This window comes from Paenibacillus sp. JQZ6Y-1 (assembly GCF_040719145.1).
Lineage (GTDB): Bacteria > Bacillota > Bacilli > Paenibacillales > Paenibacillaceae > Saccharibacillus > Saccharibacillus kandeliae.
In genome coordinates this window covers 320330-337917 of sequence record NZ_JBFDUZ010000001.1, presented here as the reverse complement: position 1 = coordinate 337917, position 17588 = coordinate 320330, and the positions used below count along the sequence as shown (strand labels likewise).

Below are 17588 nucleotides of genomic sequence, written 5' to 3'. Positions count from 1 at the left end.
CCGCATCCTGAACAGAAGAATAATCCGTCGTTGCACCATTCGGCACTACGTCAAAGCCTGATCATTGGCTGAACGTTGTCCGTTACGGTACTACGCGGGAGAGGTTCGCGAACTCCCTCTATAAAAAACTAAAACCCTCCTGAATAGGATGTGTCTGTAGCGACAGTGCCGATTGTAGGCAATGGTCGTGCTTTTTTGCGGCATATCGTCAGGTTTGTTTTTGCATTGTCAAAATGCCTATAGACCCAGTTCATGAATCTCTCGCTTCCCGAAGGACAACAGAGACGACATTTGGAACAAATGATTCGTTGCTTATCTGATTATCCCTTTAAGGAAATGGAGAGATTTTGTCATGCTTAAAAATGAAAAAGCGGTTGTCGTATTTAGCGGTGGCCAAGATAGTACCACTTGCCTGTTCTGGGCAAAGCAAACCTTTGCTGAGGTAGAGGTTGTTACGTTTAACTATGGACAACGTCACAGTGCGGAGATTGAAGTCGCCAAACAAATCGCTGCCGAGCAAGGCGTCGAGCATACAATTCTAGACATGAGTCTGCTCAACCAATTGGCACCGAATGCGTTGACTCGCTCCGACATCGAGATTACACATGAAGAAGGCGAGCTGCCGAGTACGTTTGTAGATGGACGCAATCTGCTGTTTCTGAGTTTTGCTTCCATTCTTGCCAAACAAAAAGGCGCGCGTCATATTATCACTGGCGTCTGCGAAACGGACTTTAGCGGATACCCGGATTGCCGCGATATTTTCGTCAAATCGCTGAACGTGACACTCAATCTGTCGATGGATCATCAATTTGTAATCCATACGCCACTGATGTGGCTCGACAAAGCGGAAACATGGAAAATGGCGGATGAACTAGGTGCGTTCCAATATATCCGTGAAAAAACGCTGACCTGCTACAACGGTGTCATCGGGGATGGCTGCGGCGAATGCCCAGCGTGCAAATTGCGCAAAGCCGGTCTGGACAACTACTTGCAGGAACGTGCAGCCGCATCTTCTAGCAAACGCATTATGATCGAGCTGGACGATTCCGACACGATGCCAGTAGAGGGTGGACAGTCATGATGAGTCAACCCGGACCGTTTCGTATTGTTGAGCAGCTACAGCAGTTTGGCACAGATATTACGCACGACCAGCTCCGTTACCATCGCAGACGGGTGTTAGTGAATAAAGAATTTACGTTTGATGCAGCCCATCATTTGCATGCGTATGAAGGCAAATGTATGAATCTGCACGGACATACGTATAAAGCGATCTTCGGCATCAGCGGCATGCCGAGCGAGAATGGGATTGTTGTAGATTTTGGCGACATTAAGACCATTTGGAAAGAACGCATCGAGCCGTATTTGGATCACCGTTATTTGAATGAAACATTGCCACCGATGAACACAACCGCCGAAAACATGGTGGTCTGGCTGTTTGAGCAAATGGAACAGGCATTGCAAAGTGAACCTTACCGCAGTCAGGTCGAAGGCGGACGGACGGAGTTTGTACAGCTATATGAAACACCGACCAGCTATGCCGAAGCAAGACGGGAGTGGATGCTTTCATGAGTAAAGTATGGGAAGATACTCGTCCGGCAACAGAGACAGTTTCGAATACAAACGACAACAAACGGTCTGATTCCACTTCGATTCATTCTGAACGTAATGCGCTTGAATCGTTGAATACCGAGAAACATCAGGCAAATCAGCAGGGCAATCCTTCGAATACATCATCTGCTCATGGTACAGCTCCCAAAGCCGCTGCTACGATTCCCGTGTTGGAAATCTTCGGACCGACCGTACAGGGCGAAGGTATGGTCATCGGGCAAAAGACGATGTTCGTGCGTACTGCTGGTTGCGATTATCGTTGCAGCTGGTGCGATTCGGCATTTACATGGGATGGCAGTGCCAAAGACCAGATTCGCAAACTGAGTGCACAGGATGTGTTTGACGAATTGAAAGCCATCGGCGGCGACCGATTCAGTCATGTGACCATCTCTGGTGGCAATCCGGCATTACTGGGTTCGATTGGCGAGCTGGTTACGTTGCTGCGTCAGCACAATATCCGCACTGCTGTGGAAACACAAGGCTCGCGCTGGCAGGATTGGCTGCTGCATATTAACGATGTGACCATTTCGCCGAAACCACCAAGCTCCGGTATGACTACCGACTTTGACGTGCTGGATGATATTGTTCGTCGTCTGCGCCGCAATCCCGTTGATCAGATGATGCAGCAGATCATGTTTGCAGATGAGGATGGCGATAAGCTACCAGCTGTCGAGCAGGCAGTTAGCTTGAAGGTCGTTATTTTCGACGAAGCCGATCTGGATTATGCGCAGCAAGTGCATGAGCGCTATCCATCCCTTCCTTTTTATATGCAAACGGGCAATCCAGATGTACTGAGCGCGGATGATGATATTGCATCTTCGCTGCTGCATCGGTATGAATGGCTGATTGATCAGGCGATGGAGCGCCCAGCATTCAATGATGCGCGCATCCTGCCACAACTGCATACCCTCGTCTGGGGTAACAAGCGCGGCGTGTAAAAATATATTCTAGATACTGTGATGATAGCGCGAGGGATGCTTGAACATAAGAGCTGAGGATGATAGATCATCTTCATCCAGCATCCGCCCTCCCTATCCGGTATTCCTATAACGACATGATTCTATTTAAAAAAGGAGCTTTGCACATTATGGCAGGCAGACAAGAAAATGAAATGCAAGACCTGACGTTGCTCGGCAATCAAGGAACGAAATATACATTTGAATATGATCCAAGCATTTTGGAGAGCTTTGATAACAAGCATCCATATCGCGATTATTTTGTAAAATTCAATTGCCCCGAGTTTACGAGCCTGTGCCCGATTACGGGACAGCCGGATTTTGCGACTATTTATATCAGCTATATTCCTGATGAGAAAATGGTAGAAAGCAAGTCGCTCAAGCTGTATCTGTTCAGCTTCCGCAATCATGGTGATTTCCACGAGGATTGCATGAACATTATCCTCAACGATCTGGTGAAGCTGATGGACCCACGTTATATCGAAGTATGGGGTAAATTCACCCCACGCGGCGGCATCTCGATTGATCCGTACACCAACTATGGCAAACCGGGCACGAAGTACGAGCAAATGGCAGAGCATCGTATGATGAACCACGACATGTACCCAGAAACCATCGACAACCGCTAATCCTCCACACGTTGGCGTTGGCGTTGGCGTTGGCGTTGGCGTTGGCGTTGGCGTTTAAAAAATGCTGGTTCTATGGTGAATATGTAAACTCATAATCCAAATATTTTTGTAGTTGTTTCAATATAAATTGAGACGCTTAAATAAGCGCCTGTTTGATGACGTACAGTATACAAGATGCTCTTGATACTCTACTGATTCTAGCAGGCGCTTATTTGTATATTCCTTTTTCTTATATATGTAATCATCTGTTCCGTATTATTGCATAGAAGAATACGAATGCTATATCGCCAAAATAAATATGTACAAACAAGTATATGGTAGATGAATGCTTATATTGTCGTTATGGCTACTCTTTTATTTCATCAAGATACCCTATATGTCTTTCGTTAATTTCATTTTCGATATATAGACTGTGCGAAATATCATGTATCTATAATCTACAATTTTATTATACTTAACGAGCAATATAGTATGAAAAACAACGGTGCTCAAGCTGCGCTTTAATACGTGATCCATTTGTATCTTTTCATCTTTTTTGAAAATGAGAATATGCTTCTCCCACTACTTAACTTATAATTTGCTTCTCTCTCATCCTCATATGAAGATTCATTTTATAATATTTTACTGGAAATTATGGATCAACTCACTCCGCTAGATCCTTGTTTAGGAATCCTTCTCTTCGCTCTTCTTTCTGTAATACGTGTAAATCATCCATATAATTCTCTCAAAAAAAGCCATTTTCATCTAAATTTGATCATTTTGCTTCATGTAAGCGTGAACTATCTCTTCTTTTTATCTTATGTTATCTATCTTGAACATCTCCTCTTTTTGTTATCGCTTCCAGCTAACAATTCAAATTTTAACTATTGATTTTACTTTTTATGGGAATAGAATAGATATGTACTCTTTTCCATATTTACATGTATATTCAGAAAAAAGTAAAGCCATTTCACTGTGTATTCAAACCCTGCTGTTCTTTTGGATATGTTCAGCAAGAAACTACAAAATTAAAGGAGTTGGAGAGCTTGAGTACCAAAACAGCAACATCAGAACAAGCACACGTAGAGGAAACAAATCTGCATCAATCGGAGGCACCTGCTGCTTCGATATCTGCCCCTGCCCGGCCGCAACAGAATGAATCGGTTGCCGCGGATCAGTTGCAGATGCCGGACGAGCATCAGACAAATGCTGCTTCCGCCAATCCGAAGATCACCCGTCGCAATACAGGAGCGGATATGGTTGTGGATGCGCTGATTGCGCAGGATGTACAGTATGTTTTTGGGATTCCCGGCGCGAAGATTGATCCGGTATTTGATGTACTGCAAGAACGTGGCCCGCAATTGATCGTATGCCGTCATGAGCAAAATGCTGCTTTTATGGCTGCTGCAATTGGACGCTTAACTGGTAAACCAGGTGTATGTCTCGTTACTTCGGGACCGGGTGCATCCAATCTGGTGACAGGATTGGTCACTGCCAATTCGGAAAGTGATCCAGTCGTTGCTCTTGCCGGTGCCGTTCCACGTACGGCTAGTCTGAAACGCACACACCAATCGATGGATAACGCTGGGCTGTTTGCGCCAGTAACTAAATATAGTGTTGAAGTCGGTCATCCTGACAATGTAGTCGAAGCGATCACCAATGCGTTCCGTGAAGCTTCCTCTTCCCAGCCGGGCGCAGCATTTGTCAGCCTGCCAACTGACGTACTGCTGAGCGAAGCACAAGAGTTTACACTTGCACCGCTGCGTATGCCTCAGCTCGGTACCGCACCAGCAGCATTTATTGATGAAGTCGCACAGAACATCCGCGATGCCAAATTACCTGTACTGCTGCTCGGTATGAAGGCAAGTGCGCCAGAAGTGACAGCTGCGGTACGTGAACTGATTCGCCATGCGGATCTGCCAGTTGTGGAAACATTCCAAGCTGCGGGCGCTATCTCTCGTGATCTGGTTGATCATTTCTACGGACGAGTTGGTCTGTTCAGTAATCAGCCGGGCGATTTGCTGCTACAGCAAGCCGATCTGGTATTGACGATTGGATATGACCCGATTGAATATGATCCATATCTGTGGAACAAAGCTGGCAATCGCCGTGTGTATCATCTGGACAACCGCAAAGCGGATATCGATATGGATTACCAACCAGAGCTGGAGCTGATCGGTAATATTGCGCTCAATGTACAAGCATTGACGCCAAAACTGGACGGCTTGAAGCTACAAGCGGAAGCGAAGGCGATTCTGTCTCCGCTGCAAAACAAACTGAATCAGGATGATATCTCTTACACTTCATCCGATAACAACCGCGTTCACCCGCTGTTCTTCATTCAAACGCTGCGCAAAATGATCGGCGACGATGTAACCGTAACGTGTGATGTCGGCTCTCACTATATCTGGATGGCGCGTTACTTCCGTTCGTATGAACCACGTCGCCTGCTGTTCAGTAATGGGATGCAAACGCTTGGTGTCGCATTGCCGTGGGCTATTTCCGCTGGGTTGGTTAATCCGCATGAGAAAGTCGTTTCCATTTCTGGTGATGGTGGCTTCCTGTTCTCCTCGATGGAGCTGGAAACAGCAGTTCGTCTGCAAACACCAATGGTGCATATTGTTTGGAATGACGGCACATACGATATGGTTGCCTTCCAACAAGAGATGAAATACGGACGTACCTCTGGTGTTCATTTTGGCGATGTAGATATTGTAAAATACGCGGAAAGCTTTGGCGCCAAAGGGATGCGCGTCTACTCCCCAGGCGAACTGGAGAGCGTACTACGTGAAGCATTGCAGGAGCAAGGCCCTGTCGTGATCGACGTACCGATCGACTACAAAGACAATATCAAACTCGGTCAAAAACTACTGCCAGGAACAACGAACTGATATAAAAAGGAGATCATTAGAATGAGTAATCATGTCGTCTATCAGGCTTCTACTATGGTCGCGCTACTAAGCGGACTATACGACGGAGCGATTACATTTGAAGAATTGCAAACATACGGAGACTTTGGCATCGGAACCTTTCATCAATTGGATGGGGAAATGATCGCTTTTGACGGCTCGTATTATCATCTATATCCAAATGGTACTGCTCGTAAAGTGGAGTTGCAGGAATCGACTCCCTTTTCGACAGTGACCTATTTTGAACCGGAGCAGTCGTTTGAATTGAACGGAACCTTCACTCGTCATCAGCTGGAAGAGGTGCTCAATGATCGTCTGTCCAGTCCAAATATCTTTCATGCGATTCGGATTGAAGGCACATTCCGTGAGGTGAATACACGGACAGTGACACCTCAGACGAAGCCGTACAAACCATTTGTGGAAGTGACCAAATCGCAATCGTCCTTCCATTTCAATCGGGTTAACGGTGTAATCGCTGGCTTCTGGACACCGGCATTTGCACAGGGAATCGGTGTGGCTGGGTATCATTTGCACTTTATTAACGACGAACGCAATGGCGGCGGTCATGTGCTGGACTTTGTTGTAGAGAAATGCAAAATCTCCATTTGCAGCAGTGAGCACTTCAATCTGCTGCTGCCGAGCGATGACAACTACCTCAAAGCCGATCTGGCAACACCGGATCTGGAACAGGCGATCCTAACTGCTGAGGGTGCAGGAGCGGGCGCCTGAGCTTGGGTGTATATGAGTAGATGATGTAGGAATAGCGATTATGCCGGATCTCTCCATTTCACTAGGTAGCTGATGTATTGGCGTAATCTCACTCTTGCTGACCGCATGGTTCCTATCGGTGTTACGATATAAAGATAGGAAGAAACAAATAGAAAAATAGCAAACGATACATGAACTCCTCTCTAGAACTATAGAGAGGAGTTTTTTTGTATGGAACAGAGGAATACTATATAAAAAAGGATGCTATCACGCTCGTCTTTGATCAAGCTTTCTATATAAAAGAACAAGCAACAACTGGAACCGTAATTTGGCGTAGACTATGACTTACGAAAAAGCCCTGCACCGAAGCGAACTCGCTTTTGGTACAGGGCTTAGTATTCTTTGATTCGGTATCAGCTTATGCATCTACCATCTGCTGGGCCGCAATCGAAATAAGCTGTCCTTGCGGGTCACCGATGATTCCTTGCTTCCGCGTATATACGGTTACACCACGGCTAATCGTCTGCTCCACCCGACAGTGTAGCGTGCGCCCAACATACGGGCTATGCTTATGACGATAATACAGATGCTCCGCTTCAATTGTATATCCCTGCTGCAAATTTATCAGTACCAGATCGGCATGTGCACCAACAGCAATCACTCCTTTATGCGGAAGAAGCCCAAAGCGCTGTGCCGGTTGCAGGGACAACATACGAGTTAACAATGGCAATGATAACCCGCGGCGCAGATGTCCTTCATCCAGCATTAGTTCCAGTGAATGCTGTGCACCAGAGATGCCGCCCCATGCTTCAAACATATGATCGGCGTCGACCTTCAGCTCACTTGGACAAGGCGAGTGATCTGAGGTAATCATATCAATCTGCTCGTTTGCGATACATTGCCATAGCTGCTCTTGTTCTGCTGCATTACGCAGTGGTGGTGCACATTTGGCAGTCGCGCCGATCACTTCCAGTGCTTGATCGGTCATTGCCAGATAATGCGGGCAAGTTTCCAGTGTGACATCCAGTCCCTTGTCCTTGGCGTGCATAATGATCTGTACCGCTTCCGCGCTGCTAATATGCACAAAATGCAAGCGACACCCGGTTTGCTGTGCATAATCCAGCGCCTGCTTGACCGCTTCCACTTCAGCGGCAATGGGACGGGATGCGGTATAGTCAGCAGGCGTTGTCCGTCCTGCTGCGAGCAGTTCTGCCGTCAATGCTGATACGGTCGGTTCATACTCGGCATGTAGTGCGAGTACGCGTCCGGTACGAGCAATGATACGCATTCCTTCCAACAGTGTATCATCGTCCACATTGCGGAATGCTTCTTCATCTGGATCGCCGGGTGCAGACATGAATGCCTTGAATCCGCATACTCCAGCAGCACTTAGCGCTTCCAAATGCTCCAGCTTGCCCGGCACTAATCCGCCCCAGCACGCATAGTCGATATACGTGCTGTTCTGAGCAGCAGCGACTTTTTGTTGCAGAGCCGCGGTCGTTACGGTTGGTGGAATACCATTAAGCGGCATATCCATATACATCGTACAACCACCAGCAGCAAGTGCAGACGAGCCGGTAACAAAGCCTTCCCAATCGCCCAACCCCGGCTCATTCAGATGCACATGCGCATCAATCATACCAGCCATCACATGCAGCCCGGTCGCATCCACTACCATGGTATCTGGACTAGCAAGGTCGCTCTTATCAAGCGAGCCAATCTGTACAATGAAGCCATCGCGAATACCAATATCGCAGTGTTCCACCCGGTCGGGAAAGACGACTGTTCCGCCATGGATGATCATATCCAGCTTGTTCATACGAAGTACACTCCCTTCTGCAAAATGAATCGTATCATTGCTGTATCTGTATTGCGGCTGGATGATCATCTTCTACGCCTGACTTTGCGCTTTGACACTCTATCGTTTGATATTGGTGCTTGTTACGTGATACGAGTATAAAATACGTGGTCATGAGATGTGTTTCGTAGTACTTAGGTTACGCAGTCATGGTACTTCTTCGATTATGCAGTCATGCTATGCGCTACAACTTACTTGATCTGTGCTTTGACCAGCTTCGGATCGACTTGCTCCAGCAAACTCAAATCATGGTAGGATGCTGGATCTGGGATCGAGGTGATATTACCAACCGACAACAGATAGTTGCCAACTGCCGGACCGTTACTGCCATTCACATAGGAATCGTCCACTTCCATCGAGTACACATTGCGATCCATGATTTGCTTCAGCTCGTCCTCAGTCAGATGCAGCTCTGGTGCGAGAATCTTGATCGCATCTTCGCGGTGATCATTGATATACGTGGTCGCCTTTTCCAATGCACGCAGGATCGCCTTGATCGTATTCGGATTTTCCTGCAAATAGTCGTCCGTTACTTGCATTGTTGTATGCACGCTCATCCAGTTCACATCGCCTTTTTTGTCAGGCAACTCGCTCTTAGTTCCACTGAACAGGAATTTGCCACCGCCTTGAATCGCTTTGGTAATAAACGGTTCCCATGCTGCCATTGCATCAATCGAACCGTTTTGCAGCGCTGCGACGGCATCGCTTGGTGCCAAATTGACGAATTTGATCTTGCTTACGTCTACGCCCAGCTCTTTGCCCATGTTGTCGATGGCAATCTTCACATCAGCTCCGTTCGGAATTCCGATCGTTTTGCCCTCCAGATCCTTAGCGGAGTTTAGTTGCAGATTCGCGGAACCAACCACCGCCTGTGTACCAGCGATTTGAGCCAGCGGTGCTACCACTTTTACACCGATATTGTTCGATTTCAAAATAATATCCATAAAGTTCGTCTGTACACTTACCGGGGCACTTCCGCCAGAGATCATCGGTCCAATATCCGGTCCGCTCTCGATCAGCTTGCTCTCTACATTCAAGCCTTCCTCTTTAAAATAGCCCAGTTTATCGGCAATGATCTGCTGCGACGAGATCTGCGCATCCCGTACACCCACCAGCGTAACGTCCGTTTGTTCCAAGCCCGTGTTCGCCGAAGCGGAACTATTGGCTGCGCTTGTATCGCTGCTTGCTCCTCCACTTGAACACGCTGTTGCCAGCAAAGCCGCCATCGTTACCCCGGAAATCATTTTCAACCAGTTTGTTTTCATTCTGTTTCCCCCTCCAATAATGGTCATAGCCTGTATATGTGGATACCCTGGGATGTATGATGCGTTGCCGGTATGGTATGGTTCCCTTCATGTACTATCCAATGAACGTTTGATGTCAGAGCACAGTCCAGCGCATCCTTAACGCTTGGCGGATTTGACGACTCTGGCTTTTTCCACCGCTTGTCCCATACCACCTTTGCGCCAGCTAAGTACTTTACGTTCCAGCAGCTTGAGCAGAATGGAGAAGATGCTGTATTCGATCCCGATCAGAATGATGGCGACGAACATATTGGTCACTTTAAAATAGTTGCGCGCATCGACAATCATATAGCCTAGCCCCGAATCAGCGCCCATCATTTCGGAAACGATCAGTGCGGAAAAGGACAGCCCTAGACTGATCTGTGCGCCGATTAGCAGATTCGGTACAGCCGATGGAATCATGACACGGGTAAATACCTTGCGCTCGGATGCGCCCAGACTGAGTGCAGAGCGAATCAATGTGGATGGCACAGACTTGAAGCCCTCTACCGTGTTCACCAGCACTGGCACAAAGGTCGTCCATGCAATCAGCATGATTTTCGGAAATTCGCCGATTCCAAACCAGATAATGAATAATGGCAGTAATGCCAGCGACGGAATCGGACTGATCAGTGTCAAAATCGGTGAAATCCAGCGTTCTAGCGTAGCAAACTTGCTGATGAGCACTGCCAGAATCACCGCCGCTACCGCACCCAGAGCAAATCCAGCCAAAATGCGAATGGAGCTGGCAATCAGACTGTCTACGATGATGCCCGTTTTTGCCAGCGCCCAGCCATCATGCAGCAGCAGGGATGGTGCAGGCAGGAATAGCGGATTAAACAGCTTGATCTCCATATTCATACGCGAGAATGCTTCCCAGATTACGAAGAACAATATGTACGGGAGTGCGCTTTTCCATACGCTGAGATCGAATGATAGTTTTTTGGCGACAGGGGGCGATACCGGAACTGGTTGAGCTGTCTTGCCACCTTTACCCAGTGTTGTCGGAACTTCATTCATAGTAGTACCTCCTCTTCATCTTCCATCAGTAGCCGCTCAATCTTGCCCATCATCTCGCCAAAGCCCGGCGTTTCAAATGTACGCGGATGCTGCATATTCACTTCAAAAATCTCAGCGATCGCACCATGCTTCATCACGACGATGCGATCTGCCAGATATACCGCTTCGCTGATGCTATGGGTAACGAATAGAATCGTCGTTTTCAGCTTTTCATAGATTCGGCGTAGCTCACGCTGCATCAGATCGCGGGTCAGAATATCGAGGGCGCCAAATGGCTCATCCATCAGCAGCACATCAGGATGACTAGCAAGTGCTCTAGCAATCCCTACGCGCTGCTTCATGCCGCCTGATAGATCAGCTGGATAATGATGTGCATACGCGTCCAGCCCTACCATTTTCAAAAAGTCCATCGCCATTTCGCGCGCCTGTGGTTTCGGTGTACCCTGTACCTCCGGTCCAAACGCTACATTTTCGAGTACGGTGTACCACGGAAAGAGCGCATGATCCTGAAATACCATGCCCCGCTCTCTTGCTGGACCTTCGATGGCTTTGCCATTCATTTTCAGACTGCCCTCATCGGGGAACATATATCCCGCTACCATATTAAGCAGGGTCGATTTACCGCAGCCACTATGACCGAGAATGCAAATAAATTCGTTGTCGTTCACCGTCAGATTAATATTTTCCAAAATCGTCCGCTCACCAAACTTCTTCTGTACCTGTTCTACAGTCAATTTCATACAACCACCTCTTTCGTAAAAGTAAACAAAGGAACGATTGACGTCGATATTCGCTTTGATGCTGTATGTCATGCTTCGATGTGCAGCCCTGCATACGATTTTGCATACAATACTGATCTGTTTTGAATCCAAGATTGTATACAATCTTGTGTACAGTGATGAACAATACTATCCCATTCTGTTACAGACGATGCCGATGATCCTTTCCACCACTCACCATTCCGCACTGTAAACGAAGGCTTGATGTTCTTTTATTCAGGACGGGCTTGTGATGCGAGCATGATTTGGGAAAATGTCACTTAACGATGAGGGACGCTCATACTGTTCTTCAAACTTCAATGCCTGTTCGATTTCCAGCAAATGATCATTCATTAACCGTTCCGCTTGCTCCGTCTGTCCACTGCGAATAGCTTGCAAAATTAGCTGATGATCATCACAGCACTTGGTCTTCTGTTCCCCATACAAGGCAATAATGACGTAAGATAGCGAGATCAGTTCTTCCAAATATCTAGAATAGTATGCATTGCCAGACGCTTCTGCCAATCGCAGATGAAAGTCGCCAGTAATGCGAATCGCTGCGAAAATATTGCCGTGATGCTGGGCATCGTGTTCATCTCGGATGAGTTGATGCAGCAATTGATATTGTTCCTCGCTCAAGTGATCACATACTTTGCGGACAACCGCCGTTTCGATCACTCGCCTCATCTCGAATACCTGCTTGGCTTCGTCAATGGTCGGGCATGAGACAAACGCGCCCTTATAAGGAATGATCGTGACAAGCTTCTCTGCTGCCAGCCTTCGTACAACATTGCGGACTGGTGTACGGCTGACGCCAAATGATTCTGCTAGTACTTCTTCCACCAGTTGCATATTCGGTCGCATCTTTTGCTCAATAATGGCCTGCTTGATCGCCTGATAGATCTCCTGCTCCTGCTCCAGCGCCATGAGTATCCCTCGCTCTTTATTTTCATGTATGTTTTATTTACACGGATTATAGTCTGATTCTACTTTAAACGTCAATATAGTTTACATATAAAATAGCTATAATCTATAAATATGCACTATTCCTACTACTTTCTTTTGTTCTATTTGCTAAAAATACTATTCATGTCATCTATTTTAACTTCATTTTTGATAATCACAGCTTTTTTTATCTTTTCTGACCATTTGGATGGTTTCTTACTATGTAAAATGGATAATTATGGGTAGCAGGATGCGGACGAGAAATAGATATAACGTCATTGGACAAGCCGTTATAATACCGTCGTCTATTCAACATAGAGCGGTACACATAACCATCGGTACTCATGCTTGTAGTATCGACGAATATCCATCCTGCGCGTCACTGTTGCACTCCATCATCTCAATCTCAACACAGACTGCACATCCTATACATGTCGGGAACAAACCAAAGGAATAGGAGGAACTAAGTATGGAACGTCAAATGCGGGTCATTCCGTATGAAGTCAAAGCACAAGCGGAGCAGGTGAGTGAAACGCCGCGCGGTGTAGATTTGATTCAAGCACCAGAGGTGTGGTCGCAGAGCAAGGGAAAAGGTATTACAGTCGCCATTCTCGATACAGGCTGCGATACCGATCATCCTGATTTAAAAGGTCGCATTATCGGTGGACGCAATTTTACCGATGACGATGATAGTAATACTGACGTATACGAGGATTACAATGGTCACGGTACGCATGTTGCGGGTACGATTGCTGCCATTGAAAATGGAACAGGTGTAGTCGGCGTAGCGCCAGAAGCGAGTTTACTCATCATTAAAGTACTCAATCGTGAAGGTTCCGGGCAGTATGAATGGATCACGAGTGGTATTCGCTATGCTGTCGAGCAACAGGTGGATATTATCTCTATGTCTCTTGGTGGTCCAGAAGATGTACCGGAGATGCACCAAGCGATTCAAGAAGCGGTAGATCATAATATTCTGGTCGTATGTGCCGCCGGTAATGAAGGTGACGCGGATCCTGATACCGACGAATATGGCTATCCCGGTTATTACAATGAAGTGATCAGTGTTGGCTCTGTCAATCTAGCACGGCAAACATCGGACTTTTCTAATACCAACAAGGAAGTCGATCTGGTCGCACCGGGCGAGGATATTCAATCTACGTATCTGAATGGTGGCTATGCCACACTCAGCGGTACCTCAATGGCAACACCGCATGTGTCCGGTGCGCTGGCATTGATCAAACATATCGCCAATGCTGAATTTGAACGATCCTTGAGCGAGCCGGAGTTGTATGCACAGCTAGTGCGACGTACAATTCCGCTTGGATATACTGCCCGTGCGGAAGGCAATGGGTTTCTATATTTGACGGCACTAGAGGAATTAAAACGAGTGTTCGAGCCACAGCGAATTGCTAGCATATTAAAAAGTTGAACCCGTCATTAACTACGTGCTACGTGCTGCGTGCTGCGTGCTGCGTGCTGCGTGCTGACAAATGGTAGGATGAGGTTTGTGCTTTGCCAAGTGAACCATGTAAGAACAGCAGTCAAACAAGCCGAGGGTGAAACTGTATCTCGCTTGTTGCTGCTGTTCTTTTCTTATGTATATCTATTACGTATCTGCATTACATTCATTGTTCTTTCTTCTGCTCCCCTCCTTCGCACCAATACATTATTATCCGCTGCTCATTCATTCTGCGTTCGCAATCACCTTATTCATATGTCTGTATTCATATATTTATTTGTACAAATCCGTAATTCTACAGCAAAATTCTGGTATACTGAAACACATCTTACTCCACGGTGACAGATACAGGAGTAGGCATTTATAGCTGTGCCGCTTGATCTACGCTTTATACATAGTCTGTATCGTATATCCAATCAACTTATAGCAAAGGAGTCTTGCATGTGTCTTCTTCTAGTTTATCCAAAACCACTGCTGGGCAGCAGACAGCACAGCCGCCGATCAAACGAACGATTTTCAGCGTATTGCTGGCGATCTCGCTCGTGCATTTGTTCAATGATTCGATGCAATCGGTTATTCCAGCAATTTTCCCTATTTTAAAAGAAACCATGAATCTGAATTATACGCAGATTGGCTGGATCGCATTTACGATCAATTTCACAGCTTCGATTATGCAGCCGTTTGTTGGCTTATTCTCGGATAAAAGACCAACCCCCGCTTTACTGCCAATTGGCATGGCATTTACGTTTACCGGGATGCTATTGCTGGCACTGGCGGGAACGTATACAGCGGTTCTGATCGCGGTCGTATTCGTTGGATTGGGATCAGCGGCGTTTCACCCTGAAGGCTCAAAGGTATCCAATCTGGCGGCGGGTAGTCGGCGTGGACTGGCACAATCGATCTTTCAGGTGGGCGGGAATGCCGGGCAATCGCTGGCTCCACTGCTCACATCGCTTATTTTCGTACCCTTCGGACAATTTGGCGCGATTGGATTTACCGGAGTAGCGGCAGCAGGGATTATCGTGCAAATCTTTATCGCTCGTTGGTATGGTAATACGCTACGAGATACATCCATCACGAAAAAACAGCAAACTGCTGGCGCGATCCGTCCAGAGCTGAAGCAGCGGATTGCGTTTGCAATGGTTGTGCTGATTATGCTCGTCTTCGTTCGTTCATGGTATGTATCATCGATTGGTAGTTATTATAGCTTTTTACTAATCGACAAGTTCCATACGAATGTTGGAGAAGCACAATTGTATGTATTTCTATTTTTGGCAGCTGGTGCGGTAGGAACCTTTTTCGGCGGACCGCTTGCCGACCGATTTGGCAAACGCAATCTGATCTTTACCTCTATGGCAGCGGCTGCTCCACTGGCTCTACTGCTGCCGTATGCGAATTTATTCTGGACAGGCGTGCTGCTAGCATTGGTCGGATTTATCGTAACATCAAGCTTTTCGGTAACGGTTGTATATGCGCAGATGCTCATCCCGGGTCGGATCGGTACAGTGTCGGGGCTGATCACTGGTTTGGCATTTGGACTTGGTGGTGTCGGGGCGCTTGTACTCGGCAACTGGATTGACGCGATTGGCATCTCGCCTGTTATGCAAATATGCAGCTTCTTGCCACTGCTGGGTGCATTCACCTTCCTGCTGCCGACGGATCGTAAGCTACATGAATGGACAAACGGTGCATCGGAGTAATGACATGAATACTGATGATCAATACAACTCAATCAAGAAACCAATATCGTATAGCGAAACAAAAACCGCCGCAGTCACGGACATGATCCGAAAACTGCGGCGGTTTATTTGATTAGGATGAAGATATAACGACGGAGGATCGACTACACGATACATCTCGCTTCATCTATCTATCCGTAGAGCCGTTATTTTGTATCCTGTTATTGGTATCTACCTATTAGCGAAGCTTAGCTACCTGACGAAGCAGAAGCACTTGCAGAAGACGAGCTGCTAGCGATGTAGCCGTTGTTCATCGCGTCTACTTTCGCTTTTTGTACATAGTATTGCAGTTGCGTCAGTTGTGCTTTCACTTGGGAAGCATCCACTTGATACTGGTATTTGTCCAGATCATATTTGGTCACAACGCCAGCATTGTAACGAATCTGCATGTTCACGCCATCTACGCTAGCATCTTGTGCCGAACGTTGTGCCGTTTGCACATCTTTCAGAGCAGTGTCCATGTCTTTCAGGTTCGATTCAATGGCTTTGGCATACGTTACTTTACCTTGTTCCAGTTGTTGAGCAGCAATTTGAGTGCTAGCTTTGTTGGCTTGATCTTCAAAGCTATTGTCAGTAATTGCTTTTTGCTCATCTTGTTCTGCTTTGTTCAGGCTGTTGCCCAGTGATTGGATTTGGTACGATTTGCCGAGCAGTGTATCTGCATCTACAGTCGGTACAGCATCCAATTTCACATCAACGTCCGTCAGTTTGATATTCGGATCGTATACGATACCGAGATCATAGCTGAGTGTGGACAGTGTTTTTTGATACGAATCGTTTAAGCTGGTCAGGTTGTCCTGTTCCGCTTTCAGTGCGCGATCCGCTTTGTCGATATCTTCCTGTGTACCGGAGCCAAGGCTTTGCAGCGTTTGAGCACGTTGTACGTCACGTTGCAGCACTTGAATGTACTCTTGGGACAGGTTGATTTGTTTTTGCAGCGTCAGCAATTGAACGTACTGACCAGTCATTGCCAGCTTCGTACCTTCTTTTGCTTCATCTACTTGCAGTTGCGTATTCAGCTTCTGGGTATCCAGATCGCGGATATTCGTTTCCAGCGTCTGACCGGTTTGGGAACCTGTCGACAGGCTAACTTCGTTGCTGCGATTTGTCGTTACATATTGCAGACCCGGCGAAGCGTTCAGATAATCGACATAGTTCAGACCGAGGCTAGCATTTTGTTGATCCAGCACGCGGTATTTCAGTTGCAGCAATTGCAGGTTGTACGAGTCATTGATCGCCAGATCAATCACTTTTTCCAAATCCAAGCTGTCCACTTTTTTCGGTTCGCGTACACCGGAGATTTGGGATTGAGTCGCAGTAGCGCTATCGGTTGTTGCCGTTTGATTCGTAGTTGTACCTGTGGTTGCAGGTGTAGTTGTTGTTGTGCTGTCTGCGGCGTTAGCGAATGCAGCAGGCTGAGTTGCAGCGAGCAGCATAGCGGCGAATACCGAAGCACTAACCATTCCTTTTTTCATAATTCAAAATTCCTTCCTTCATGTATTTCAGCAAATATGAGACGGACGTTCATCCTCTGTCTGCAAAACACTTAGTAATACTAATAAAATTAATTTAGCATTCCTAACAAAATAAATCAACCTTTATTCCACCTTACCATACGAACAATTTTGACTGCACACAAAAAAGTCACCTTTGTCGGCTCTATCTTATTAGACGCCGACATCAGGTGAAAGTTGCAGTTGTAGGAATGTTTTCTTCTATATAAAAAGTGATATA

The 17588-nt window shown here is 46.7% G+C and carries 14 protein-coding genes and 1 riboswitch; of the genes, 8 read left to right on the top strand and 6 right to left on the bottom strand.

Features of this window, described 5'->3' with window-relative positions:
- Positions 1–94 precede the first annotated feature (94 nt).
- Positions 95–138: riboswitch (PreQ1 riboswitch) on the top strand.
- A 214-nt stretch (positions 139–352) separates the two neighbouring features.
- The 6 genes from queC (at position 353) to budA (ending at position 6810) form a co-directional block, all read left to right on the top strand.
- Positions 353–1081, top strand: a complete 729-nt coding sequence (gene queC, locus ABXR35_RS01340) for a 7-cyano-7-deazaguanine synthase QueC (RefSeq protein ID WP_367054391.1) — start codon at positions 353–355, stop codon at positions 1079–1081.
- Complete coding sequence (gene queD, locus ABXR35_RS01335) at positions 1081–1569, top strand: 6-carboxytetrahydropterin synthase QueD (RefSeq protein WP_367061069.1); 489 nt, start codon at positions 1081–1083, stop codon at positions 1567–1569. Before queC ends, queD begins: the two co-directional genes overlap by 1 nt.
- A gap of 245 nt (positions 1570–1814) precedes the next feature.
- The gene (gene queE / locus ABXR35_RS01330) at positions 1815–2546 is read left to right on the top strand and encodes a 7-carboxy-7-deazaguanine synthase QueE (protein ID WP_436669342.1); all 732 of its coding nucleotides are present in this window, start codon (positions 1815–1817) and stop codon (positions 2544–2546) included.
- A 149-nt stretch (positions 2547–2695) separates the two neighbouring features.
- Positions 2696–3193 carry a preQ(1) synthase gene (gene queF / locus ABXR35_RS01325; protein ID WP_367054385.1) on the top strand — a complete coding sequence of 166 codons (498 nt, stop codon included), beginning with the start codon at positions 2696–2698 and terminating at the stop codon, positions 3191–3193.
- Between the two features lie 1163 nt (positions 3194–4356).
- Positions 4357–6063: an acetolactate synthase AlsS gene (alsS, locus tag ABXR35_RS01320; protein WP_367061066.1), complete on the top strand. Its 1707-nt coding sequence runs from the start codon at positions 4357–4359 to the stop codon at positions 6061–6063.
- A gap of 21 nt (positions 6064–6084) precedes the next feature.
- Positions 6085–6810, top strand: coding sequence for an acetolactate decarboxylase (gene budA / locus ABXR35_RS01315; protein WP_367054382.1), 726 nt, complete (start codon positions 6085–6087; stop codon positions 6808–6810).
- Positions 6811–7207: 397 nt separating this feature from the next.
- On the opposite strand, the gene allB is transcribed toward budA, so the two are convergent.
- The 5 genes from allB to ABXR35_RS01290 all read right to left on the bottom strand — a co-directional run bounded on the left by allB (position 7208) and on the right by ABXR35_RS01290 (position 12635).
- Positions 7208–8608 (bottom strand): allantoinase AllB, encoded by a 1401-nt coding sequence (allB, locus tag ABXR35_RS01310; RefSeq protein WP_367054379.1) that lies wholly within the window; start codon positions 8606–8608, stop codon positions 7208–7210.
- Positions 8609–8838: 230 nt separating this feature from the next.
- Positions 8839–9912 carry an ABC transporter substrate-binding protein gene (locus tag ABXR35_RS01305; protein ID WP_367054376.1) on the bottom strand — a complete coding sequence of 358 codons (1074 nt, stop codon included), beginning with the start codon at positions 9910–9912 and terminating at the stop codon, positions 8839–8841.
- Between the two features lie 138 nt (positions 9913–10050).
- Entirely contained in the window at positions 10051–10950 is a 900-nt protein-coding gene (locus tag ABXR35_RS01300; RefSeq protein WP_367054373.1) for an ABC transporter permease, read from the bottom strand.
- Positions 10947–11690: an ABC transporter ATP-binding protein gene (locus ABXR35_RS01295; RefSeq protein ID WP_367054370.1), complete on the bottom strand. Its 744-nt coding sequence runs from the start codon at positions 11688–11690 to the stop codon at positions 10947–10949. The genes ABXR35_RS01300 and ABXR35_RS01295 overlap by 4 nt, the downstream gene beginning before the upstream one ends.
- 255 nt (positions 11691–11945) lie before the next feature.
- Positions 11946–12635: a GntR family transcriptional regulator gene (locus ABXR35_RS01290; protein WP_367054367.1), complete on the bottom strand. Its 690-nt coding sequence runs from the start codon at positions 12633–12635 to the stop codon at positions 11946–11948.
- Between the two features lie 487 nt (positions 12636–13122).
- On the opposite strand from ABXR35_RS01290, the gene ABXR35_RS01285 reads away from it, so the two are divergent.
- Both ABXR35_RS01285 and ABXR35_RS01280 read left to right on the top strand, forming a co-directional pair.
- Positions 13123–14085, top strand: a complete 963-nt coding sequence (locus ABXR35_RS01285; RefSeq protein WP_367054364.1) for a S8 family peptidase — start codon at positions 13123–13125, stop codon at positions 14083–14085.
- A 473-nt stretch (positions 14086–14558) separates the two neighbouring features.
- The gene (locus ABXR35_RS01280; RefSeq protein WP_436669309.1) at positions 14559–15815 is read left to right on the top strand and encodes an MFS transporter; all 1257 of its coding nucleotides are present in this window, start codon (positions 14559–14561) and stop codon (positions 15813–15815) included.
- 227 nt (positions 15816–16042) lie between these two features.
- Here the strand turns inward: ABXR35_RS01280 and ABXR35_RS01275 are convergent, their stop codons facing one another.
- Positions 16043–17329, bottom strand: coding sequence for a TolC family protein (locus tag ABXR35_RS01275; RefSeq protein WP_367054361.1), 1287 nt, complete (start codon positions 17327–17329; stop codon positions 16043–16045).
- Between the last annotated feature and the right edge of the window lie 259 nt (positions 17330–17588).